Annotated in this window: 20 protein-coding genes; 5 read left to right on the top strand and 15 right to left on the bottom strand. The window is 63.7% G+C overall.

What is annotated here, in order from left to right; translation table 11 throughout:
* Window positions 1–22 precede the first annotated feature (22 nt).
* Window positions 23–871, top strand: coding sequence for an SGNH/GDSL hydrolase family protein (locus GUV69_RS00210; RefSeq protein WP_164198745.1), 849 nt, complete (start codon window positions 23–25; stop codon window positions 869–871).
* Between the two features lie 73 nt (window positions 872–944).
* Here GUV69_RS00210 and GUV69_RS00205 read toward each other — a convergent pair whose 3' ends face one another.
* From GUV69_RS00205 to GUV69_RS00185, 5 genes are all read right to left on the bottom strand, one after another.
* Window positions 945–2,660, bottom strand: coding sequence for a dipeptide ABC transporter ATP-binding protein (locus GUV69_RS00205; RefSeq protein WP_164198744.1), 1,716 nt, complete (start codon window positions 2,658–2,660; stop codon window positions 945–947).
* Between the two features lie 11 nt (window positions 2,661–2,671).
* Window positions 2,672–3,622 carry an ABC transporter permease gene (locus GUV69_RS00200; protein WP_164198743.1) on the bottom strand — a complete coding sequence of 317 codons (951 nt, stop codon included), beginning with the start codon at window positions 3,620–3,622 and terminating at the stop codon, window positions 2,672–2,674.
* Window positions 3,612–4,541 carry an ABC transporter permease gene (locus GUV69_RS00195; protein ID WP_164198742.1) on the bottom strand — a complete coding sequence of 310 codons (930 nt, stop codon included), beginning with the start codon at window positions 4,539–4,541 and terminating at the stop codon, window positions 3,612–3,614. The genes GUV69_RS00200 and GUV69_RS00195 overlap by 11 nt, the downstream gene beginning before the upstream one ends.
* Window positions 4,542–4,674: 133 nt before the next feature.
* Window positions 4,675–6,360, bottom strand: coding sequence for a peptide ABC transporter substrate-binding protein (locus GUV69_RS00190; protein ID WP_164198741.1), 1,686 nt, complete (start codon window positions 6,358–6,360; stop codon window positions 4,675–4,677).
* Window positions 6,361–6,636: 276 nt separating this feature from the next.
* The gene (locus GUV69_RS00185) at window positions 6,637–8,400 is read right to left on the bottom strand and encodes an ABC transporter family substrate-binding protein (protein WP_164198740.1); all 1,764 of its coding nucleotides are present in this window, start codon (window positions 8,398–8,400) and stop codon (window positions 6,637–6,639) included.
* A 176-nt stretch (window positions 8,401–8,576) separates the two neighbouring features.
* On the opposite strand from GUV69_RS00185, the gene GUV69_RS00180 reads away from it, so the two are divergent.
* Window positions 8,577–9,617, top strand: coding sequence for an LLM class flavin-dependent oxidoreductase (locus GUV69_RS00180; protein ID WP_164198739.1), 1,041 nt, complete (start codon window positions 8,577–8,579; stop codon window positions 9,615–9,617).
* A gap of 261 nt (window positions 9,618–9,878) precedes the next feature.
* On the opposite strand, the gene GUV69_RS00175 is transcribed toward GUV69_RS00180, so the two are convergent.
* Entirely contained in the window at window positions 9,879–10,532 is a 654-nt protein-coding gene (locus tag GUV69_RS00175) for an SDR family NAD(P)-dependent oxidoreductase (RefSeq protein WP_164198738.1), read from the bottom strand.
* Window positions 10,533–10,704: 172 nt separating this feature from the next.
* Window positions 10,705–11,790: a redox-regulated ATPase YchF gene (gene ychF, locus GUV69_RS00170; RefSeq protein ID WP_164198737.1), complete on the bottom strand. Its 1,086-nt coding sequence runs from the start codon at window positions 11,788–11,790 to the stop codon at window positions 10,705–10,707.
* Between the two features lie 152 nt (window positions 11,791–11,942).
* On the opposite strand from ychF, the gene GUV69_RS00165 reads away from it, so the two are divergent.
* Complete coding sequence (locus GUV69_RS00165; protein ID WP_164198736.1) at window positions 11,943–13,175, top strand: DNA recombination protein RmuC; 1,233 nt, start codon at window positions 11,943–11,945, stop codon at window positions 13,173–13,175.
* A gap of 14 nt (window positions 13,176–13,189) precedes the next feature.
* Here the strand turns inward: GUV69_RS00165 and GUV69_RS00160 are convergent, their stop codons facing one another.
* Complete coding sequence (locus GUV69_RS00160) at window positions 13,190–14,269, bottom strand: 4-hydroxy-3-methylbut-2-enyl diphosphate reductase (RefSeq protein ID WP_164198735.1); 1,080 nt, start codon at window positions 14,267–14,269, stop codon at window positions 13,190–13,192.
* 9 nt (window positions 14,270–14,278) lie between these two features.
* Entirely contained in the window at window positions 14,279–15,130 is an 852-nt protein-coding gene (locus tag GUV69_RS00155) for a hypothetical protein (protein ID WP_164198734.1), read from the bottom strand.
* A 220-nt stretch (window positions 15,131–15,350) separates the two neighbouring features.
* Between GUV69_RS00155 and xseA the strand changes: the two genes are divergently transcribed.
* Both xseA and GUV69_RS00145 read left to right on the top strand, forming a co-directional pair.
* The gene (gene xseA, locus GUV69_RS00150; RefSeq protein WP_164198733.1) at window positions 15,351–16,676 is read left to right on the top strand and encodes an exodeoxyribonuclease VII large subunit; all 1,326 of its coding nucleotides are present in this window, start codon (window positions 15,351–15,353) and stop codon (window positions 16,674–16,676) included.
* Window positions 16,657–16,875 (top strand): exodeoxyribonuclease VII small subunit, encoded by a 219-nt coding sequence (locus GUV69_RS00145; RefSeq protein WP_164198732.1) that lies wholly within the window; start codon window positions 16,657–16,659, stop codon window positions 16,873–16,875. Before xseA ends, GUV69_RS00145 begins: the two co-directional genes overlap by 20 nt.
* A 92-nt stretch (window positions 16,876–16,967) precedes the next feature.
* Here GUV69_RS00145 and GUV69_RS00140 read toward each other — a convergent pair whose 3' ends face one another.
* From GUV69_RS00140 to GUV69_RS00115, 6 genes are all read right to left on the bottom strand, one after another.
* Window positions 16,968–17,822, bottom strand: a complete 855-nt coding sequence (locus GUV69_RS00140; RefSeq protein WP_164198731.1) for a polyphosphate kinase 2 family protein — start codon at window positions 17,820–17,822, stop codon at window positions 16,968–16,970.
* A 49-nt stretch (window positions 17,823–17,871) separates the two neighbouring features.
* A complete protein-coding gene (locus tag GUV69_RS00135) occupies window positions 17,872–19,092 on the bottom strand; it encodes a pyridoxal phosphate-dependent aminotransferase (protein WP_164198730.1) in 1,221 nt (406 codons plus the stop codon).
* 133 nt (window positions 19,093–19,225) lie between these two features.
* Window positions 19,226–20,185, bottom strand: a complete 960-nt coding sequence (locus GUV69_RS00130; RefSeq protein ID WP_164198729.1) for an ABC transporter substrate-binding protein — start codon at window positions 20,183–20,185, stop codon at window positions 19,226–19,228.
* On the bottom strand, window positions 20,182–20,928 hold the full coding sequence (locus tag GUV69_RS00125; protein ID WP_164198728.1) for an ABC transporter permease: 747 nt from the start codon (window positions 20,926–20,928) through the stop codon (window positions 20,182–20,184). The genes GUV69_RS00130 and GUV69_RS00125 overlap by 4 nt, the downstream gene beginning before the upstream one ends.
* Window positions 20,925–21,635, bottom strand: a complete 711-nt coding sequence (locus GUV69_RS00120; protein WP_164198727.1) for an ABC transporter permease — start codon at window positions 21,633–21,635, stop codon at window positions 20,925–20,927. Before GUV69_RS00120 ends, GUV69_RS00125 begins: the two co-directional genes overlap by 4 nt.
* Window positions 21,635–22,723 carry an ABC transporter ATP-binding protein gene (locus GUV69_RS00115; RefSeq protein ID WP_164198726.1) on the bottom strand — a complete coding sequence of 363 codons (1,089 nt, stop codon included), beginning with the start codon at window positions 22,721–22,723 and terminating at the stop codon, window positions 21,635–21,637. Before GUV69_RS00115 ends, GUV69_RS00120 begins: the two co-directional genes overlap by 1 nt.
* Window positions 22,724–22,846 lie beyond the last annotated feature (123 nt).

Raw genomic sequence — 22,846 nt, 5'->3', positions numbered from 1 at the left:
CTTCAAGCCCGGAGAACTACTGATGCGAAAAGCCTCGGCTCTGTCCTGCTTAGTCGCATCGGGAATCGCCGCAGGCGTCCTCCTCACCGGCTGCGGGCAGCCACCTGCGCCACCAGCGTCGTCCACCATCCAGGCTGCCGCGCCCGGGGCCGGGGCGCCGGCTGTTGTGGCCGGGCCCGGGGCGGCCGGTGGCGCGCCAGGGCGGTCCATATCTCCGGGGACGGATCCGGAGCTCCTGGCGGCAGGTTCTGTTTTTCGGAACCCGGCCAGCGGCCGGGACGAAGTGATCGTGCCGGACATGCGCCATACCGCCCTCCTGATCGGTGATTCCCAATCCGAACCCGCTGACGGGTGGCCCCGGCTCGGCCTTGCCTCCGTGGGCTACAAAGTCCACTTCTGCGGGCTCGGCGGAACCGGGTATGTGGCCGACAACGGCAAGACCGGGAATTATCTTGATGCGCTCCTCCGGGGTGACTGGAAGCTGCCCTACGGGACACCTGCGCTGATTGTCATCCAGGGCGGCGGCAACGATGCCGCCCGCGGGGCGACGGACGCACAGATCGTGGCCAACGCCGAGCGCCTGATCGGCGTGCTGAAGGAGCGGTATCCGGGCGCGAGGTTCGCCATGATCGGAACACTGGCGCGGGGAGCCAGCCATGGCGGCGGGCGCAGGACCCAGGTGGATGCACTGATTGGTACCGTCGCCGCCAGGCAAGGCATCCCGTTCGTCGGCGTCGGCGACTGGCTGACTACATACAATCTCGCCAGGAACCTGGCAGACTCCGTCCACATGGACTCCGCCGGCCGCAAAACCCTGGGCGAACTGCTCGGGTCCCGGCTTCGGCAATTGCAGCTCGTGCCGGTTCCTTAAATGGAGGATGGAGCCGGAACCCCGCAGGGTTTGGCTCCATCCTCTGTTTAACCGGTGCCAGAACCCGGTCCTGTCAGGCCACCTCGGGCGGCAGCATCAGGCGGGCACCGGGAATAGCGTTGAGCAGTGCCTTGGTGTAGTCCTGCTGCGGGGAATCAAAAACGTCATCCGTGGAACCGGTCTCAACCAGCTTTCCCTTTTCCATGACACAGACATGGTCCGCGATCTGCCGGACCACCGCCAGGTCGTGGGTAATAAAGAGATAGGTAAGGCCAAGGTTCGACTGCAGGTCCGCAAGCAGGTTCAGCACCTGGGCCTGGACCAGCACGTCAAGGGCAGAAACGGCTTCGTCGCAGATGATCACTTCCGGGTCCAGTGCCAGGGCCCGCGCAATGGCGACGCGCTGGCGCTGGCCGCCGGAAAGTTCATTGGGATACCGCCGCATTGTGGATTGCGGCAGCGCCACCTGGTCGAGCAGTTCCCGGACCTTCTTCTCCCGGCTCGCCTTGTTTCCCACCTTATGGGTGCGCAGGGGCTCTTCGATGGTCCGGAAGATGTTGTACATCGGGTCCAGCGAGCCGTACGGATCCTGGAAAATCGGCTGTACACGGCGCCGGAAGGCGAAGATCTCTTTCCTGTTCAGCGTGGACGTGTCCACGCCGTCGAAAATGATCTTGCCGGATGTGGGAGGCAGAAGGTTCAGCACCATCTGGGCAACCGTGGACTTGCCCGAACCGGACTCCCCCACAATCGCCGTGGTGGTTCCCCGCTTGACGCTGAAGGAGACCTTGTCCACGGCAGTGAAATCCGTTGCCCGTCCCACTCCGGACCGGAGTTTGAAGACCTTTGTCAGGTCCTGGATCTGCAGGACCTCGTCCGGCAGGTCTTTCTCCACGACGGCTTCAGTGGGGGCAAGGAGCTCGTCCGTTTCGATGCCGAGGTCCTTCGCCACCTGGATGCGGCGGGAAGCCAGGGACGGCGCCGAGGACACCAACCGCTGGGTGTACGGGTGGCGCGGGTTGCGCAGGAGTTCCAGTGACGGTCCCGCCTCAACCACCTGGCCGCGGTACATCACCACCACCTTGTCGGCACGTTCGGCCGCGAGGCCAAGATCGTGCGTGATCAGGAGAACGGATGTTCCCAGTTCGGCGGTCATGCTCTCCAGGTGATCGAGGATCTGCCGCTGCACCGTCACGTCCAGTGCGGATGTGGGCTCGTCGGCGATGAGCAGCCTCGGCTGGCAGGACAGGCCGATGGCGATCAGGGCGCGCTGACGCATGCCGCCGGAGAACTCGTGGGGATACTGCTTGGCGCGACGGTGGGCATCCGGCAGGCCGGCCTGAGCCAGCACCTTGGCAATGTCCTCGGGACCGCTGGGCTGGCCGTTGGCCCTCAGCGTTTCCTTGACCTGATATCCGATTTTCCACACGGGGTTCAGGTTGGACATCGGATCCTGCGGGACCATGCCGATGGTGTTGCCGCGAAGCTCGATCATCCGCTTCTCGGAGGCATTGGAGATGTCTTCGCCGTCGAGCAGGATCTGCCCGCCGGATACCCGGCCATTGCCGGGAAGGAGGCCGATGGCCGCCAGGGCTGTTGTGGATTTGCCCGAACCGGACTCACCCACAATTGCCACCGTTTCGCCTGGCATGATGGTGAGGTGTGCGTTGCGCACCGCCTTGACCTCACCGCCGCTGGTGTCAAAGGTGATGGCGAGGTCCCTGATCTCAAGCAATGGCCGGTCGGCAGGTGCTCCTGCCTCGTTGAAACTGACGTCAGACGTTGTCATGTATGCATCCTTCATCGCTGTCGGCTCTTCGGGTCAAGAGCATCGCGCAGGGCATCCCCCAGCATGATGAAGCTCAAGACTGTAACGGACAGGGCGGCAGCAGGGTAGAGCAGGATCGTCGGGTTGGTGCGGATCGAGGTCTGGGCCGCGGCAATGTCATTTCCCCAGGACATGATGCTGCCGGGCAGCCCGATCCCCAGGAAGGACAGGGTGGCTTCGGCCACGATGAACACACCGAGCTCCATGGTGGCCAGGACGATGATGGGTGCCAGTGCGTTGGGCAGGACGTGCCGGACCAGGGATCCGATCGATGAGACACCCAGCGAACGGGCTGCCATCACGAAATCCGCGTTCCGTACTTCGATCACTGCGCCGCGGGTGATGCGGGCCATTTGCGGCCAGCCGAGCACAACGATCACCATCACAACCGTCAGGACGCCACGGTTTTCCCGGAAGATCGGGAGCTGCGTGATGACCAGCGCACCAAGAATGAGCGGGAGGGCGAAGAAGATATCACCAAGGCGGGCAATCACGGCGTCAACCCAGCCGCCGTAGAATCCGGCCAGTGCACCAAGGGTCACACCAATGATCAGCACACACAGGACGGACAGGACGCCAACCGTGATGGACGCCTGGGTTCCGTGGATCATGCGGGAGTAGATGTCACAGCCCTGGAAGGTGAATCCCAGCGGGTGGCCCGCAGACGGTGCGCCGTTGGAATTGGCCAGCTGGCAGCCGTTGTTGGGCTCCACCTGCGTGAACAGGCCCGGGAATGCCGCCACGATGATCAACAGGACGATCATGATGGAGGAAATGATAAACAGCGGACGACGGCGGAGCTTCCGCCACGCGTCGGCCCACAGGCTCAGCGGTGCTTCGTCCGTCTTGACAGCATCGGTCGCCAGGAGCGGGGTTTCCTCTACCGGGGCGACAAAATGTTCGATTGCGCGGTTACTTTTCATAGCGGATCCTCGGGTCAAGCCAGGCATAGAGCAGATCGACCAACAGGTTGGCGATCACAAAAACGAGTACCAGGACACTCACAATTGCCACGATGGTGGGGCCTTCGCTGCGGATGATGGCCTGGTAGAGCTTCTGGCCAACACCGGGCACATTGAAGATGAACTCCGTGACGATCGCGCCGCCCATCAGTCCGCCGAGGTTGGCTCCCAGGTACGTGACAACCGGAATCATCGAGTTGCGCAGAATGTGGGTGATCACCACACGCGGACGGGACAGGCCTTTGGCTGTGGCTGTCCGGACGTAGTCGGCATTCATGTTTTCGATGACGGAAGCGCGGGTCAGGCGGAGGACGTAGGCGAAGGAAACCAGCCCCAGCACCGTGGCCGGGAGGATCAGGTTTCCCCAGTCTGCGTTCGCCCCGACGGTCGGCTTGGCCCAGCCCAGCTGGACGCCCACCAACAGCTGCAGGACAAAACCAAGGACGAATGTGGGGATGGCGATAACCACGAGCGAGGCCACCAGCACAGTGGCATCGAAGATCTTGCCCTTACGGAGGCCGGCAACCAGGCCGAAGGCGATTCCGAAGACGGCCTGGATGATGAGGGCTTCCACCGCCAGCATGGCTGTCACGGGAAAGATCCGGCCAAGGGTCGCAGCGATGGGCTGGCCGGTGAAGTCGACGCCCAGATTGAAAGTGAAGAGGTTCTTCAGGAACAGCGCGTACTGGATGTAGAAAGGCTGGTCGAGGTTATATTGCTGGCGTATCGCCGCAATAACGGCTTCGCTGGGAGGCCGGTCGCCGAAGAGCGCGCGGACGGGGTCGCCGGGAAGGGCAAAGACCATGAAGTAGACGAGCAGCGTGGTCCCCAGGAACACGGGGATGACCTGCAACAGGCGACGGAGGATGTACTGGATCACAGCAGGTCCTCGGCGGCGGATAGGTGATGGAACGGAATCATTGCGAACAGCTTCCTGCCGGTGTCAATGCTATGGGGGCCCGGCCCATAGGCCGGACCCCCATTAGCTTTTTGAGTTGGACGGGTTCAGAGGACTACTTGGCGGTGATGTTGTAGTACTGCAGAACACCGTTCCAGCCGGAGTCCACGTTGGTGACGTTCTGGCTCCAGACCGCCTGCCGTGCGGAGTACCAGAGCGGCAGGTTGGGGAGATCCTGGAACAGGATTTCCTGTGCCTCGGTGAACTTGGCGTTGGCGTCGTCCGTGGACTTGGCGGCCAGGCCTTCGTTGAGGAGCTTGTCGAACTCGGGGTTCGAGTATTCCTCGTAGTTGGCGCTGGCGCCGGTCTTCAGGAGCGGGCCCAGGAAGTTGTACAGCGAGGGGTAGTCGGCCTGCCAGCCTGCACGGGTGAAGCCGGGGAGGGTCTTGGCAGTGCGCAGGTTGAGGATTTCGGCGAACTTGGCGAATGCCTGGCCCTCAGCCTTGATACCCAGGTTGTTCTTCAGGTTGTTGGCAACGGCGTCGATCCATTCTTTGTTGCCGCCATCGGTGTTGTACGCCAGCTGAAGGGTCTTGTCGGCCGGCCACGGGCTGATGGCGTCTGCCTTGGCCCATGCTTCCTTGGCCTTGGCAGCATCGAACTTCAGGACCTCGGAGCCTTCAACGTTGTCGTTGTAGCCATCCACAGCCGGGGAGGTGAAGTCCTTGGCCGGGATGCGGGTGCCGTTGAAGATGACCTTGGTGATCTCGTCGCGGTTGATCGCCATGGAGATGGCCTGGCGGCGCAGCTTGCCGGCTTCACCGGTGAACTCCGGCAGGTAGGACGGGATGTTCAGCGTGGAGTTGCCTGCGTACGGCTTGTTCAGGTGGTTATCCGGAAAGTCCGTGGTGTAGGTCTGCAGCGCGTTGGTGGGCAGCACATCCGTGACGTCAAGGTTGTTGGCCTGGATGTCCGTGTAAGCCGGGGCAGGATCGGTGTAGAACTTGAAGGTCACGCCGCCGTTCTTGGCCTCGCGGGTGCCCTTGTAATCAGCGTTCTTGACCAGTTCGATCTGGCTGTCGTGCTGCCATGCGCCTTCTTTGGCCATCTTGTACGGGCCGTTGCCCACGGGGTTTTCGCCGTAAGCCTTGGGATCCGCCAGTGCTGCGGAGGGCAGCGGCATAAAGGCGGAGTAACCCAGGCGCAGGGGCCAGTCGGCCTCCGGCTGGCTCAGCTTGACCTCGATGGTTGTGTCGTCCTTCAGCACCAGGCCGGACAGGGTCTGGGCGGTGGGCGCGGGGGTCTCAACTTCCTTGCCGTCGGCACCGGTGCTCTTAGTGGTGGCGCTGACATCGGCGTAGCCTTCGACCGAATCGAAGAAGCTGCTGTTGCCCTGTGCGTTGGTGCTGAGTGCAGCAAAGTTCCAGGCGTCCACGAAGCTCTTGGCGGTGACTTCCTCACCGTTGGTGAACTTGGTCCCGCTCTTGACCTTGATGGTGTAGTTCTGGCCATCGGGGGATTCGATGGACTCAGCCAGCGCGTTGACCGACTTGCCGCTGGGGTCGTAGCTGGTCAGGCCCTCGAACAGGAGTTCAACAACGCGGCCGCCGTACACCTCATTGGTGTTGGCCGGCAGCAACGGGTGCTGCGGTTCGTTGCTGTACGCGGTGATGACCTTATTGGGGTCACCTGCTGATTCGCTGGCACCGTCATTGCTGCCGCCTCCAGCGCCGCAGCCGGTCAGGGCAAGGGCAGCGATCGCCACCATGCCGAGTGCTTTGGAAGTGCGCGTGAAACGCATTCCGCCTCCTATGAGTTGTGGGAGAAGTTCCGGGGAAGTCGTTTGCCCCCCGGTACGCCCGTCACAGGTTCAGACTGTGACGCAGCGCATATACGAGTAGCCTAGCCGCACAAAGTCCAAATACTGGTACACCGTTGCCAAACCGTAATCAGTTAATCGTCAGTAACTAGCCTGAACCCGGAAGTTGCGCAAGTCACATGCTACTCGCTAGTAGGAGCACGGCGAAATCGAGCTTCCGGCCATGTTTCATGGGCGTTTCCCCGGCCTGTCAAAGCCCTATTTAAGGCGCCACTCCCACACATTCCACCACACACCGAGAGGACCTGAACTGGGCTTGATTCCGGCGACGCGGGGGCTGAACGCGACCGCTCCTGTGGTCTGGTAAAGCGGCAGGCCGTAGGCGCTCTCCCACACCCGTTTGTCGATGTCAGCCATCAGTTCGTCCTGTTTTGCCAGGTCCGGCGTGCCGGCCAGCTGCTCCATGGCATTGTCAGCCTCGGCGTCGGAAAACGCGTTGAAGTTGCTGCCGCCGCCGGTTTTGAAGATCTGCGGGACGCGGCTGACGCCGACGCTGGGGCCGACCCAGCCGAGGATGGCAGCATCGTAGGACCCGGCGCTGAGCGCCGCCGCCCAGTCCGCATTGCCAAGACCCGCGTCTTCTACGGTGAAGCCCGCAAGGCGCGCCGAGTCCCGGATAAGCGAAAAGGCCCGCGCACGGTTCGGATTGTCCCTGTTGTACAGGACCCGGATGGTAGGGGCAGCACCGCGCAGCTGAGACCGGGCCCCCTGGATATCCACTTCTGCATATTTCGCGGAACCGTTGTCTTTCACCGTCTCCGCGTACTTGGGATGCGACGGCAGGAAGACGTGCGAGTCCAACGGTTTCACGTCCGTTGCCGGTTCCCCCACCGCGTCTTCTGCGATCTCCTGCCGTGGAACTGTCTTAAGGAAGGCTTCGCGAACGGCCTTGTCAGCGAACGGGCCGGAGAACTTCAGATCGAGATGGTCGTATCCTGACTGGCTGTACTGCTCCACAGTATTGCCCTGGGTGGCCAGTTGCTCGAAGAGGCCCTCGGCAGCGGCGGACGGCTGCGGGGCAATGATGTCCGCCCGGCCTGCGCTTAGCGCTGCGGCTGCTGCCGGGACGTCCCCGGTGAACTGGACAGTGACCTCGTCAAGGTATGGCTCGGCTCCCCAGACGTAGTCCCTGTTCCGGACCATCCTGATCGAGGTGTCCGGCACGATGTCCCTGACAATGTACGGGCCGCTGGAGAGATACATGGCCGGGTCCTGAGGCAGGGTCTTCGTGTCGAAGCCGGAGTTCCAGAAATCGCTGACGCGCTTCAGCGGGGCGTTGACTGCAGGTTCGTCGGCGTCGCCGCGCGGCGAATCCTGAATCAGCTCAATGAGGTCATCTTCGTCGTTGAGGCCGCTTTTGGTGGCCACCACGTGGGCCGGGAGTCCGACGTCGAACGCCACTTCCCAGTCCGCGTACGGGGCGGCGTACTCGAGGGTGATGGAACGGCCGTCACTTCCGGTCTCCGGGAGGCCGGTCGCGGCGAGGCCGGACGTGTCAGAAGCGGCGGAGAAATACTTTGTGCCGGTGCCCGCCCGGGCGTCGGCGTCGTCGAAGTAGCCTGAACCGGCAGCCCAGGCGAGGAGGAGGTCCCCTGTGTCGATTGCTTCGCCGTCAGACCATTTCACACCCTCGTTAACGGTGTATTTAACCTTCAGCGGCCTGTCGGAAACCTTTTCGATACGGCCGAACTTCTCATTGCGGATCACCTGTTCGGTGTTGTCCACGTAGTAGAACCCCGAATGGGTGATGTGGCCGATCTTTGTGTTGATGTCCGTGTTGCCGGCGGCACTGAACGGGTTGAAGGAGGTGAAGGCGTTCACCTCGGCCACCGTTGCGCTCCCACCGCGCTTGGTTTCCCCGACTGCAACCGGCGCCGCTCCGCCGCCGCCGGAGCATCCTGAGATGACCAGGGCCGCCGCAGCCGCCCCGGTGATGAGCTGAATCAGTCGCCTCAGCGGCATGCCGTCTCCTTTGCCATTTCCGGAACCAGACCGGCGGAACCTACCCCAAATACGCGCACGACGTTGAATCTCCTTGTTTTCCTTGAATTCTAGTGGTTCCGGGATGCTTCCAAGGAGCAGGCTCCGGCCCCGCATATCATGAGGATCATCCGTTCGCCGATCCCTGAGGGAAGCCAATGCCCCACTCTTCACAGCCGTTACGCAAGCTTGGATTCCTCACCATTGGCCTGTTTGATCCGGCGGATCCGGCCGCGGGGCACGAGTCGACGCTGCAGGTCATCGAACTGGGCGAGCGGCTCGGATTCGACAGCGCCTGGCTGCGCCACCGCCACCTGCAGTTCGGAATCTCCTCCCCCGTTGCGGTTATGGCCGCAGCCAGCCAGCGCACGTCCCGGATAGAGCTTGGAACAGCCGTGACCCCGATGGGCTGGGAAAACCCATTGCGGCTCGCGGAGGATCTGGCCACTGTGGATCTGCTTGCCGGCGGACGCATCAATCCGGGGCTGAGCGTGGGCGAACCTATGCACTATGACGCGGTCAAGCACGAGTTGTACCCGGACTCCGCAGAGCTGGAGGACTTCAGCTACGCACGGGTGGATCGGCTGGCCCGTTTAATTGCCGGGGAACGGGTCCGGGAGTTTTCCGGAAAGCAAGGTGTCGTCGAAGAATTCTCCAACCGCGTCGAGCCGCATTCCCCCGGCCTGCGCGATCGGCTCTGGTACGGGGCAGCGAGCTATAAATCGGCTATTTGGGCAGGGGCGAACGGATTCAATCTGCTCTCCAGCAGTGTGATCTTTCCGGAAGCCAATCAGGAACCGGCGTTTGCCGCCATCCAGCAGTCCCAGATCCGCGCCTACCGTGCAGCTGCGGCCGCCTCAGCACAAGGGAACGGAGGAGCCCGGGTCTCTCAGGGCCTGGTGGTGATCCCCACTGATTCGGCGTCAGCGACACAGCGGGAAAAGTACCAGCGATACGTCGATGAGCGCACGCCCCGCACCCGCGCGCCGCAGGGGCCCAAAAGGATGCTCTTCGCCCCTGATCTCATCGGCACCAGCGAGCAGATCGCAGAACTGCTCTACGCACACGCAGGGTTCCAGGAGGTCGACGAAGTAGCGTTCGCGCTGCCCTTCAGCTTCGACCACGATGACTACGTCCAGATCCTCAGCGACATCGCCACCACATTGGGCCCTGCCCTGGGGTGGACCCCGGCGGGTTGAAAACCGCGCCCCGGCCGAGCCGAGACGCGATTTTAGAAGACGGGACTTGACGTTGAAGCGGAGCTCCACCACGTTCCGCCACGGAACAACCTCTGCAGTTACTCCGTGACCAGTTCCTCACTGCCGGGCTCAGATCCGCCAGCCGCTTCGAGTCGGTTCCGACGCAGGGCAAGGTGGCTTCGACTCCCCTGCCGTCCGCAATGAACCCACTTCGGGATCCATTAGCTTCGTTAGCGCTCAATGACAGGACCTTGGCCGAGCCTAGAAGGCCGTGCTGGGTAGATCCTTCTCGCCATCGACGATCGCGGTGATAATCCGCGCTGCAACCACGTCCGGATCCAGCCCCGCTCCGAATCGCGGCGCTGACCCGGCGATCGGATGCTCGGAGAGCGCGGTACCAGTGTGACCTGGGCGGGCGTCCAGGATTCGGATGCCCGCGCGGCGATACTCCCGCGCCGCTGCGACGACGAAGGACGCAAGCCCAGCCTTCGACGCCGAGTAGGCCGCCAGACCAGCCACGGGTGCCTCGGCAACAACGCCGCTCAGTGTGACCACAAAAGGCTCCCGACCCTCACGTGCCGAGGCCGCGAGGTAGGGCTGGCTCTGGGTAATGAGCTGGATCGGACTGATCGTGTTCACAGCGAAGAGTTCGTCCACCGTGGCGGGTTCGAGATCAGATGCGGCGCCGAAGGCGACGACCCCGGACGCCACGACCAGCCCGTCGAGGCGTCCGTGCTGCGCATTTGTGGCTTCCAGGACTTCCCGGATCACGGAGGGTTCGCGCAGATCGTACCCAGCAGACTTTGACGAACGGGCGACGATAGCGCCGGCGCTCTCCAGTTGAGCGGCGATGCGCGAACCGAGTCCGCCAGTGGCGCCGACCACCAGAACAACCGCACCCTGAAGAGTCATCATGGGTAGATCCTAGGTCACGCGCTGCAGGCAACCCCGCGCGGCTCGGTTTCCAGAGGCTGGACGGATGCGGTACTCCTCTGCCCGGAGTTCTCCGCATCGAAAACCTCAAGCCGTCCGTAACCTGTCCTTGCGCACTTCTTGCCCTGCGCCAAAGAGATCAACAGGTCAGAAGCTATACATTAAATCTAAACTCCACCACATCGCCGTCGGCCATCACATATTCCTTGCCTTCAATCCGGACCTTGCCCCGGGACTTGGCTTCAGCCATGGAGCCGGCCTCGATGAGGTCATTGAAGGAAACCACTTCGGCCTTGATGAAACCGCGCTGGAAGTCGGAGTGGATCACGCCGGCGGCCTGCGGTGCGGTGTCGCCCTGGTGGATGGTCCAGGCACGGGTTTCCTTGGGACCTGCCGTGAGGTAGGTCTGCAGGCCCAGCGTGTGGAAGCCCACGCGGGCCAGCTGGTCGAGGCCGGACTCATCCTGGCCGTTCATTTCCAGCATCTCGCGGGCCTCTTCCTCATCCAGCTCCACGAGGTCGGACTCAAGCTTTGCGTCGAGGAAGATAGCGTCCGCCGGGGCGACCAGTGCCCGCAGTTCGTCCTGCTTCTCCGGGCTGCCCAGGATGCCTTCGTCAGCGTTGAAGACGTAGATGAACGGCTTGGCGGTCAGGAGGCTGAGCTCCTTGAGGTGCTCCATCTCCAGCTTGTCGCTCTTGATCGAGGAGAAAATGGTGTCGCCGCGTTCCAGGACCGCCTGGGCTGCCTTGATGGCTGCCAGCTCGGCGGCTTCCCGTTTCTTGATCTTGACTTCTTTTTCGATCCGGGGAATGGCGTTTTCGATGGTCTGGAGGTCAGCCAGGATCAGCTCGGTGTTGATGGTCTCCATGTCCGAGCGGGGATCCACCTTGCCGTCCACGTGGATGACATCGGGGTCATCGAACACGCGGACCACCTGGGCTATGGCCTCGGCCTCGCGGATGTTGGCGAGGAACTTGTTGCCCAGGCCCTCGCCTTCGGACGCGCCCTTCACGATGCCGGCGATGTCCACGAAGGACACCGGTGCGGGCAACAGGCGCTGGGAGCCGAAGATCTCCGCGAGCTTCTGGAGCCGGGGATCCGGCAGGTTCACGACGCCGACATTGGGTTCGATGGTAGCGAACGGATAGTTCGCCGCCAGGACCTGGTTGCGGGTCAGTGCGTTGAAGAGAGTTGATTTGCCGACGTTGGGCAGTCCGACGATGCCAATAGTAAGAGCCACGGACATTGATTCTACCGGTTATGCGGCATCCGGGCCCCAACAGGTCCGCCAGCAGTGTGCGGATGCCCAAGCGGAGGCTGCGGCGGGCGCCGGAACACCCGGCGGATATGTCGCTTCCGTAAAATGTCAGAGGGCCATGCCACAGTGAGGCTATGGATGCTTTTGCCCTGATTCTTGCCCTGTTCATGCTGCTGCTTGGCGCCCTCGCCGGTGCCGCCGCCACCTACCTGATCCTTCGCAGGCGCAGCAATGCGTTGGAAGAGGATTTCGACGCCGTCTCTGCCCGCCTTTCGGAGGTGAACGCACAGTTCGCAGCGGCCGACGCCGAGCGCCGGCTTCTCAGCGCGCAGAACCGGGAGCTGGGTGAGTCACGCAGCCAGGACGGCAGCGTGCTGCGTGCCCTCGCTCCGGTTGCGGAGAAGCTGACTGCGGTACAGCAGCAGGTGGCGCTGCTGGAGCGCGACCGCCTCGAGCAGTACGGCCAGCTGGCACAGCAGCTGCAGGAGGCCCGGCAGTCCGATGCCCAGCTGATCCGGTCAACCCATGCCCTTGAATCCGCTCTGCGGTCCAACAGCGCCCGCGGCCAGTGGGGCGAGGTACAGCTGCGCCGCGTGGTCGAAGCGTCCGGAATGCTGAAGCACGTCGATTTCCTGGAGCAGGTCCACAGTGCCGGCGGCGACTCAACCATCCGGCCCGACCTCGTGGTCCAGCTGCCGGGCGGGAAGCAGCTGGTGGTTGACGCGAAGGTTCCCCTGTCCTCCTATCTCGAAGCCCAGGAACTCGGCTCAGCCTCAGGCCCGGACCACGCCAGCCTCAACGGTCAGGGTGCTGCCAGGAGCAACGTTTCCCGGCAGGCGCTGCTCGCAGCCCACTCGAAGGCCCTGCGTGCCCACGTGGACGCGCTCAGCAACAAGAAGTACTGGGACATTCCCGGCAACTCCCCCGAGCTGGTGATCTGCTTCCTGCCCGCGGAATCCATCCTGGCTGCGGCGCTGATGGCAGATGCGACGCTCCTGGACCATGCGCTTTCACGGAACGTGGTGCTGGCCTCGCCAAGCACGCTGTTGGCTGTGCTGAAATCGGTCGCTTTCACGTGGCGCCAGGATGTGCTGACGGACAGCGCACGCGAACTGTTTGACCTCGCCCGCCAGCTGTACGAACGCATGGGGACCCTGGGCGAGAACGTGGGGAAGCTGGGTTCGTCGCTGAAGTCCTCGGTGGACCGCTATAACTCCATGGTGGGCACGCTCGAGGCACGGATCCTGCCCACTGCCCGCAAGCTCAACGCCATGGAGGAGTCAGGACTGCTGACCCCCGCAGCGCTCGAGGTGACGCCGCGTTCGCTGGCTGCCCCCGAACTGCAGCAGGACAACGAGGCCGCCTGACGGGGGGCGGCCTGTCAGTCGCGGGACCGGCGCCCGCCGAGGGCGCGGCTGACATCGCCGGCCTCCTTCAGCGTTGCCCGGAGTTCCTTGGGCAACGAGAACAGGAGGTCCTCTTCGGCGGTCACAACTTCTTCCACCGAACCATAGCCGTAATCGGCCAGCAGGCGCAGGACGTCGGTGACCAGGACTTCGGGAACGGAGGCTCCGGATGTGACACCCACAGTGGCGACGCCCTCAAACCAGGCCTCGTCCACTTCGTTGGCGAAGTCCACGCGGTAGGACGCCTTGGCACCGTACTCCAAGGCAACTTCGACAAGCCGGACCGAGTTCGAGGAATTGGCTGAGCCCACAACAATGACCAGGTCGGCCTGCGGCGAGATCTTCTTGATGGCCACCTGGCGGTTGGTGGTGGCATAGCAGATGTCGTCGCTGGGCGGATCCTGGAGCGTCGGGAAACGCTCCTTCAGCAGCCGGACGGTTTCCATGGTCTCGTCCACGCTCAGCGTTGTCTGGGACAGCCAGATGACCTTTTCCGGATCCCTGACGGTCACCTTGTCCACTTCGTGGGGGCCGTTGATGATCTGGATGTGTTCCGGCGCCTCGCCGGCGGTTCCTTCAACTTCCTCGTGACCGTCGTGTCCGATCAGCAGGATGTCGAAGTCGTCCTTGGCGAACCTGACCGCTTCCTTGTGGACCTTGGTCACCAGGGGGCAGGTGGCATCGATGGTGCGCAGGCCACGATCCTCGGCGGACTGGACAACTGCGGGCGATACACCGTGGGCGGAGAAGATGACCAGGGCGCCTTCCGGTACCTCATCCGTCTCGTCCACAAAGATGGCGCCCTGCGCCTCGAGCGAGCTGACCACGTGGACGTTATGCACGATCTGCTTGCGGACATAGACGGGCGGGCCATAGTGTTCCAATGCCTTTTCCACGGCGATCACAGCTCTGTCCACGCCTGCGCAGTAGCCGCGCGGAGCAGCGAGGAGGACCCGCTTGGGGCCGGACACCGGGGATGCTGCGAGTACTTCCTCAGGTGAGCGCCGCCTTCGCGGGACAGTTGGCATCGAAAGGGAAACTGCAGAGGAAGTCATGCCTCCATGCTACCGGTTTGGGTGTCGCTGTCCCGGCGAGGCGACCCTGGTCACAAAGCCCGCCACCAGGAGCAACCCGCCAACAACGAGGGTGCCCGTGATCCAGGATCCGAAGCTGGTGGAAGCCGCCGCCACGAATGCTTCCTTGAACATGTCCGCAATCCCGTTTCCGCTTGCTGTTCCCAGCACGGCATCGCGCGCCATGCTGGAGCTTAGGGTCCAGACTGCGGCCAGCAGCAAGGCACCAAAGCCAACGCTGACCAGCACTGCCCACCGACGGCGCGCGGCCACGAGCGCCAGCGCAAAGGCGATGCCTGCCCCTACGGCGAGCGGGTACCCCAGCGGAGCGTACGCTGTCACTCGCTCGATCAGCTGGCGCTGGTCCGACTGCCCGACATTGATCAGCGTCTGCTCCGGCGGATCCAGCGGGAGTCCCGTTTGGCCTGAGAGCTCTTCCGTCGCCAAGGCCACGAGGGGTGCCACGTCCAGGGTCAGGGACGAGGACGTATCCGCTTCAGGAGGCAGCGACGCCGGATCGGCAAAACTAAGCCGGTGGCTCTTACGGAGCGTCTCCTCCCATGCCGCCGGGTACCCGGGCAGGCCTGTCAGCTTACCGGCGGCGGCCTCCAGCACCGGCCTCACCAGGCCGGCCAGGGCGTCGGGGATGCCACCGGTGTCGATGGTGCCCACCGTGGCCACCGCAAGCCGCTGCTGGAACCCGGCGTCCTGCCCCAGCGGTGCGGCAAGCGCCACGAAGCCGTCCTCCTGGACAATATTGCGGTCAGCCCAGATCGCCGGAATGGCCACGGCGGAAAGCAGGAGACCCAGGACGGCGGCCAGGGCAGAGACAAAGGTGCGCAAAAAAAGGTCCTCACTGGTTGGCGTCGGCAAAGCCATCATAGGGCTGGTTACCGGACAACGGATGTCAGCCCCGGGTGGTACAGGTTATGGATAAGGTTGAATGACCGCCGCCATTCACTTGAATGAAAGCCGCCATCCAGCCCTATCTGAACGTTTGCCTCTGCACCTTCCAAACAAAGGACCACCATGCTGCCAGCCACAGTTTTCGGGGGCAGCGCGCATGTCTGAACAGGCTGCCCTGCCAGGCACTGCTGCCACCACGCTGCCTGCCACCGCCGCTGAAACGACGCCCGACAATCCCTGGCCGTTGCAGCTGCTGTCCCAAAAGCTCAAGGTCCACATCGACCGCGCACCGGCGGCCTGGGTGGAGGGCCAGGTCATTGAGATGAACCGCCGTGGCGGCAACGCCTACCTGACGCTCCGGGACGTGGACGCCGAGGTTTCCCTGCCTGCATCCGTCTGGACGAAAGTCCTTGACCGCCAGAACATGCCGCTGGAGCGCGGTTCCCGCGTCGTTGCCCTGCTCAAGCCGGAGTTCTGGCTGAAGACCGGCCGCCTCAACATGCAGGTCAGGGACATCAGGCCCGTTGGCCTCGGCGACCTTCTGGCACGGATCGAACGGCTCCGGCAGGCTCTCGCCGCGGAAGGGCTTTTTGCCGACTCGCGGAAGAAGCCGTTGCCGCTCCTCCCCCATCGGATCGGTCTCATCACAGGACGGGACTCGGACGCCAAAAAGGACGTCCTTCAAAATGCTGCCCTCCGCTGGCCCGCCGTCGAGTTCGAGATCCGGGAGGTCGCCGTCCAAGGGAACACAGCCGTATCCCAGATCGTCCGCGCCCTCCGGGAGCTGGACGGCCGCCCGGACGTGGACGTCATCGTCATCGCCCGGGGCGGCGGCGCCCTGGAGGACCTGCTGCCGTTCAACAGCGAAGAACTGGTCAGGGCCGTGGCGGCTGCCGCCACGCCTGTCGTCAGTGCCATTGGGCACGAAGCAGACAGGCCACTGCTCGACGACGTTGCCGACCTCCGCGCGTCCACGCCCACCGATGCTGCCAAGAGGATTGTGCCTGACGTAGCCGAGGAACTGTCGAATGTCCGTCAGGCCCGGGAACACCTGCGCCGCTGCATCGGCAGGTTGGTGGACCGGGAGACGGACCGGCTGGCCTCACTCCATTCGCGGCCTGTCCTGGCCAGCCCGGAAGGTATGGTGACGGTACGGGCTGAGGAAATTGAGCGTCTCCTGAGGCGCTCCTCCGCGGCCGTCAGCTCAACGGTGGTGCGGGCTGCTGACCAGCTGGTCCACCTGCAGGCCCAGGTGCGCGCCCTGTCACCGCAAAAAACCCTGGACCGCGGCTACGCCGTGGTGGAACTCGCGGATGGCCGGCCGGCCCGGCCCACAGAACCTGCAGGCCATGCCGTGGTCCGCGAGCCTTCAGAGGCCCCTGCCGGAACCGCCCTGTCAGTCCAGGTGGCCCACGGCCGGTTCGGGGCAACATCCACCGGCGAACTCACACAAGGAGAAGCACATGCCCGAGTCGAAGCCTGACCCCGAAATCGAAGCCCTCAGCTATGAGGAAGCCCGCGAGCAGCTGGTCCAGGTAGTGGGCAAACTCGAGGCCGGCGGTGCCAGCCTCGAAGAATCCCTGGCGCTGTGGGAACGCGGGGAAGCGCTGGCCAAGCGGTGCGAGGAATGGCTGGAGGGTGCCCGGAAACGCCTCGCCGCAGCCCGCGACCAGCCGCTGTAACCTGCTCCCCGCCGGGCCCGCTTCCCTGCCGGGCCCGGAGTCCCGCTAGGCCTTGCGTCCTGCTAGACCTGCACCGCAGCCCGGATGACCGGTCAGGACCTCTGGACGAGCTCGCGCTCCACGCCGACGTCGAAGTCCGCTTTGGGCCACTGGAGGTGAAGGTCCTCAAAGGCGGCGAGCAGAAGCTGCTGGACTGCGATGCGAGCGAACCACTTCTTGTTGGCCGGGATCACGTGCCAAGGGGCCGCCTCGGTGTTCGTGTTATCGATGGCGGCCTGGTAGGCGGCCATGTAGTCGTCCCAAAACGCCCGTTCGGTCAGGTCACCGCGGCTGTACTTCCAGTGCTTGGCCGGGTCATCCAGGCGGGCGGTAAGCCGGGCTTTCTGTTCGTCCTTGCTGATGTTGAGCATCACTTTGACGATCTTGGTGCCGGAGTCCGTCAGCCGGGCCTCAAATTCGTTGATGGCCACGTACCGGCGCTTCAGCTCTTCCGGAGAAGCCCAGCCGTGGACACGGTGGATGAGGACGTCTTCGTAGTGGGACCGGTCAAAAACGCCAACCATGCCGGCGGCCGGAACTTCCTTCTCGATCCGCCAAAGGAAGTCGTAGGACTTTTCCTCCTCCGTGGGCGCCTTGAAAGCCTTGAACTGGACCCCCTGCGGATCCATGGCGGCCATAACGTGATTGACGATGCCGCCCTTGCCTGCAGTGTCCATCGCCTGCAGGATCAGCAGGATCCGCTTCGTACCGCCGAACCTGGACTCGGCGAACAGTTGCTCCTGAAACTGGGCCAGTTTGTCGTCCAGGTCCGCCAGGAGTGCCTGCCCGTCAACTTTGTTGCCCGCGAAGCCCGGGGTGTCATCCGGGTCAACATCTGCCAGGACAAAGCCACCCCCGGCCTTCAGCGTCAAGGACGGATGCTCTTTGAACTCAACCAGGCCGGCCATGGGATTCCTTTGTCCGCAGTGTCCGCGCCAACAGGCGCGTCACCACAGGCTAGTTCCCTTTGTACCTGCTCAGGAAGTCCCCCATGCGGTTGATGGCCTCCTCAAGGTCCTTTACCAAGGGCAGGGTGACCATCCGGAAATGGTCGGGGCGGACCCAGTTGAAGGCCCGGCCGTGGGAGACCAGGATTTTCTGCTCACGCAGCAGGTCCAGGACGAACTTCTCGTCGTCGCGGATGTGGAAGACCTCGGGATCGAGCTTCGGGAAGAGGTACATGGCGCCCCGCGCCTGCTGTGTGCTGACGCCGGGGATGGCGTTGAGCATGTCGTAGGCCTTGTTGCGCTGTTCCAGCAGCCGTCCGCCGGGCAGGATCAGGTCGTTGATGCTCTGGTAGCCGCCGAGCGCAGTCTGGATGGCGTGCTGGGCCGGGACGTTTGCGCACAGGCGCATATTGGCGAGCAGGCTGATGCCCTCCAGGTAGTCTGCAGCATCCTTTTTCGGCCCTGAGATGGCCATCCAGCCCGCACGGTAGCCGCAGACGCGGTATGCCTTCGAGAGTCCGCTGAACGTAAGGCAGAGGACGTCGTCGCCAGTGAGTCCGGCCAGGTTGATGTGTACGGCGTCCTCGTAGAGGATCTTCTCGTAGATCTCGTCCGCGAAGATCACCAGGCCGTGCTTTTCGGCGAGCGCCACGATCTTTTTCAGCGTCTCCGCCGGGTAAACAGCACCGGTGGGGTTGTTGGGGTTGATCACCACAATGCCCTTGGTGCGGGGTGTGATCTTTGCTTCCATGTCCTCGAGGTCCGGCTGCCAGCCTGACTCCTCATCGCAAAGGTAGTGGACGGGCTTGCCGCCTGCGAGGGCAACGGAGGCGGTCCACAGCGGGTAGTCCGGCGTCGGGATCAGCACTTCGTCTCCGACGTCGAGCAGCGCCATCAGGGACATGGTGATGAGTTCACTGACGCCGTTGCCCAGGTAGATATCGTCCACGTGGATGTTCTGGATCCCGCGGGTCTGGTAGTACTGCGAGACGGCCGTGCGGGCGGAGAATATTCCGCGCGAGTCGCTGTAACCCTGGGCGTGCGGCAGGTGGCGGATCATGTCCACCAGGATGGCGTCCGGGGCTTCGAATCCAAACGGTGCAGGGTTTCCGATGTTCAGTTTGAGGATCCGGTGACCCTCCGCCTCCATTTGCTGGGCGGCCTGAAGAATCGGTCCACGGATGTCATAAAGGACGTTGCGAAGCTTAGTGGACTGCTTGAATTCTGCCATCCATCAAATATGCCACAGGAAGGATGTACTTCCGTTGAGACCTCGGACACAGAACAGCAGCCACCGGACGACGGCGGCTGCCGGACTTTGTGGGTCCGGCAGCCGCCGTCGTAATCACTGAAAAGGCCCGACGCTATTTGACGATGCCCTTATCCTTCAGCCAGGTGGCAGCAGCGTCCTTGGGGTTTTGCTTCTGGCTGCCGCTGACCGCACGGTTGAGATTCACCAGGTCCTCGGTGGTCAGGATCTTCGATACTGCATTGAGGGCTTCCTTGGCCTTGTCGGTCATTTTTGCCGTGTTGTACAGCGGCAGGACCTGCTGGGCCTTGAAGTTGTTCTTTGGATCTTCCAGCACCACCAGGTCGTTGTCGGCGATGGACGGCGTGGTGGTGTAGATGTCCGCAACCTGGACATCATCGGTCAGCAGGGCCTGCAGGGTCAGGTTGCCGCCGCCGTCGCTGAACGGCTTCAGGGCCTTCAGTTCACAGCCATAGTTGGCTTTGAGCCCCGGGAAGCCATAAGCCCGCGTTTCGAACGTCGCCGGCGCCGCCATGGTCAGGTCCTTGCAGACCTTGGCAAGGTCCTCGATGGACTTCAGCTGGTATTTCTCCGCTGTGGCCTTGGTGACCACCATGGCGTCCTTGGACTCTGCCTTGGATGCCTCCAGGACGGCCAGTCCCGCAGGCAGCTTTTCCGGCAGCGCCTTGTAAATGTCCTCGGCCGAGACCTCGGCAGCCTCCGGATCAACGTGCGACAGCAGGTTGCCGGAGTAGTCCGGGACCAGGTCGACCGACCCGTCCTGGACAGCCTTGAAGTAGATTTCCCGGGCCCCGATATTGGGTTTGGTGGTGGCGGTGATGCCTGCGGCGCCCAGGGCACCGGCGTAGATTTCCGCCACGATCTGGCTTTCAGGGAAGTCAGCAGAGCCGACAATCAGCGAGCCGCCCCCGGTGCCGCCGCTTGTGGCGCTGGTGCTGGGGGTGGCCAGCGGATCGCCGCCGCCGCATGCTGTCAGTGCCACGGCAAGGCCGACGCCGGCGGCCAGGCCTGCCAGTCCCCGGCGGGTCAGCGTGGTCCGGATGTTGTCTTTCATGGAGTGCCTCCTTGAACAGCAGCTGGCGCGGGCGCGGCAGCTGGGAGATCAGCGGTGGCCGTCCGGCCACCGCGGGGATCGGTTTTGAGGCCCGGGGAAAGAACTGTTCTTTGCACCGCAGCCAGGATCAGGTCAATAACGATGGCCAGCCCGGCGATAAGCAAGGACCCGGCCAGCATGCGCGGGAAGTCCTGCAGGACCAGCCCGTCAAACAGGTAGCGGCCCAGCCCGCCCAGGGGCAGGTATGCCACCACGGATACTGTGGCGATAACTTGAAGCACGGCAGTCCGGAGACCGCCGAACATGACCTGCAGGCCGTTGGGCAGCTCGACGCGGAAAAGTATCTGCAGCTCCGTCATGCCCATGGCCCGGGCCGCGTCCACCACGGCCCTGTCGACGCTGGCGATACCTGCGTATGTTCCTGCGAGGAGCGGCGGCACTGTAAGGATCACCAGTGCCCAGACCGGCGGCCACAGGCTGGTCCCGGCAAGGAGGGCGAAAAGAACCAGCAGCCCCAGAGTCGGCAGTGCGCGGAGCGCGCCCGCCACAGCAACGGCTACCACGCGGCCGCGCCCGGTGTGCCCAATATAGAGGCCCACGGGAACCGCGATGGCTGCCGCTATCACCAGGACCAGCCCGCTGTACTGGAGGTGCTCCAGCAACCGGACCGGAATGCCGGAACTGCCGGTCCAGTGGCCGGGATCGGCAAGCCAGCCGAGGGTTTCCGTGAAAACGTTGCTCATGAGCCGGCCCCCGCGTGCACGTTGGCATCGGCAACATAACGTGCGCTGACGGGCACGGACGGGCCTGCCGCTTTCGCGGCGCGGGTCCACGGTGTCAGCAGCCGCTCAAGCAGGACCAGCACCGCATCCATCAGCAGCGCCAGCAGCAGGATGGCCACAATCCCCACCACCACTTCGGTCACGAAGTTCCGCTGCAGGCCGTCAGTAAACAGCATCCCCAGGTTGCCAACGCCCAGGAGCGCAGCAACGCTCACCAGGGAGATATTGCTGACGGAGACGACTCGGAGCCCGGCAAACATCACCGGGAGGGACAGCGGCAGGTCGATCTGGACAAAGCGGAGCCAGGGTTTGTAACCCATGGCGGTCGCGGCCTGCCGGAGGTCCTCTTCAACAGAGTCGAAGGCATCAAGGGCGGCGCGCACCAGCAGCGCCACCGCGTAGATGGTCAGCGCAACAATGACATTGAGGGGATCCAGGATCCGAGTGGCAAGGATGGAAGGCAGGATGATGAACAGCGCCAGCGACGGGATGGTGTACAGCAACGAACTGGCCGTGACCACCACTGACCGCAGCACCGGATGGACCCGTGCAAACTGGGCCAGCGGAATGGAGATCAGCAGCCCCAGGACCATGGGCACCAGTGCAAGCACAATATGCTGCCCGGCCCGTTCCAGGACCATGCCGCTGTTTGCCAGGAACCACTCCATCAGAGCGCAGCCTGCCTGACCTGGCGGGCCGCTTCAACGACGGCCAGGACTTCCTGTGCGCGGATGGCGCCCAGGACCCGGCCTTCCCCATCCACTGCTACGCCTTGGCCGGAAGGAGACGACAACGCTGAATCAAGGGCCCGCCGCAGGGAGTCACCGGGGTGGAAAAGAGATCCACCGGGGATCAGGTCGGTGTCGGTTCCGGGCCGTGCCCAGCCCAGCGGCCGCATGTCCGCATCCACCACAAGCTGCCAGTCCGACACAGCGTCGGGATCGCCGTCGAACTGCCCGGCACGGGACACAAGTGTCGGCACCGGGTGGATTGCTACGGCGTCGGACGCGGTAAACCCGAGGTGACGGAAGCCGCGGTCCCGCCCGACGAAGGAGGCCACGAAGTCATTGGCCGGTGCGCGCAGGATTTCCTCGGGTGTGGCGTACTGGGCCAGCTTGCCGCCGACGGCGAACACCGCCACCTTGTCGCCCAGAATGGTTGCTTCGTCGATATCGTGTGTCACGAAGACGATGGTCTTGGCGAGGTCCTGCTGCAGCCGCAAGAGTTCCTGCTGCAGCTCGTCGCGCACCACCGGATCCACGGCGCTGAAGGGTTCGTCCATCAGCAGGATGGGAGGGTCAGCTGCGAGCGCCCGTGCCACGCCGACGCGCTGCTGCTGGCCGCCGGAGAGCTGGGACGGGTACCGCTTGCCGAGCGCTGAAGCCAGCCCGACGACGTCGAGAAGTTCCGTTGCACGCTTGCGGGCCTCCGCCTTGGAGACACCGTTGAGCCGGGGCACCGTGGCGATGTTGTCCAGCACGGAGCGGTGCGGCATCAGTCCCGAGGACTGCATGACGTAGCCCATGGACCGGCGAAGCTCGGCGGCAGGAACGGTGGTGACGTCCCGTCCGTCCACGGTAATGACCCCGGACGTCGGCTCGACCATACGGTTGATCATCCGGAGCGACGTGGTTTTGCCGCAGCCCGAGGGCCCCACAAAAACGGTGATCGACCCTTTGTCGATTGACATGGTGAGCTGGTCCACGGCAGGATGCCCGCCCTGATACTGCTTGGTAACGCTCTGGAACTCAATCATGGCTGGGGTCCATTCCCGGACGTACCTGTTCTGTTGGACGGCATCGGACGGTGCAGATGGGGGGGGTCGTAAGCTCGCTGATAATTACCGTAGCGCAATCAGTTCCCAGCGTAACCAGAATCG

It is taken from the genome of [Micrococcus luteus] ATCC 49442, from assembly GCF_010367585.1.
Classification (GTDB): Bacteria; Actinomycetota; Actinomycetes; order Actinomycetales; family Micrococcaceae; genus Arthrobacter; species Arthrobacter luteus_A.
The sequence above is the reverse complement of the archived record's forward strand: the minus strand, read 5'-3'. Positions and strand labels throughout refer to the sequence as shown.